This is a genomic window from Bacillus sp. LR--39 (assembly GCF_053613335.1).
The window spans coordinates 1-602 of record NZ_JBSIOT010001207.1; the positions used below are offsets into that span (position 1 = coordinate 1).

1 protein-coding gene and 1 pseudogene are annotated in these 602 nt (G+C 40.7%); both read right to left on the minus strand.

Going from position 1 to position 602, the window contains the following annotated elements:
- A pseudogene (locus ACWHAR_RS29465) lies at positions 1-156 on the minus strand (MFS transporter); the annotation flags it as partial.
- Positions 157-332: 176 nt separating this feature from the next.
- Positions 333-602: ATP:cob(I)alamin adenosyltransferase (locus tag ACWHAR_RS29470; RefSeq protein ID WP_452088740.1), on the minus strand; the 270-nt coding region annotated here is incomplete at its 5' end.

Here is a 602-nt window from a genome sequence, read left to right on the forward strand (position 1 = left end):
TAAAGCAGTGCCGATCGCACCTTTGCCGTCATAAATTAAAAACCATAATATTGAATTAAATGCGAACATATCGCCGGATATCTTGACTATTCTTGAGAAAAACAGATAATTGAAATTTCTCTTCCAGATGCTATCACTTTCAATTAAATTCACCATCCATCAGAGCCCCCCACTGCCTATTTTTTACATCTATTTATTACAATATCTCATTTTTCCATTTTTCAGTCAATAATTCATAAGGTTCATTTTTTGTCGTAAAATGGGAAATTGACAGAGTGAAAAACAAAAAAAGCCGGCATGTATTTGAACACGCCGGCTTTCCTTTTCACTTTTTATGATTCGCTGCTGTTTCGGTCCCGAAACACAATGGCACTTCTTTCATATTCTACATCGCCAATACCGCTTCTTGCATTCACAATCCGGGCGGCGGCAAAGAAATAATCGGACAGACGATTGAGATAACGCAGCACTGTTTCATGAATCTCCTCCGATTTCATCAGCGCCACCACTCTTCGTTCTGCCCGCCTTGTAATGGTGCGGGCGATATGGAGAAGCGAAGCACCTCTTGATCCGCCTGGAAGAATAAATTTCTTCAGTTCCGG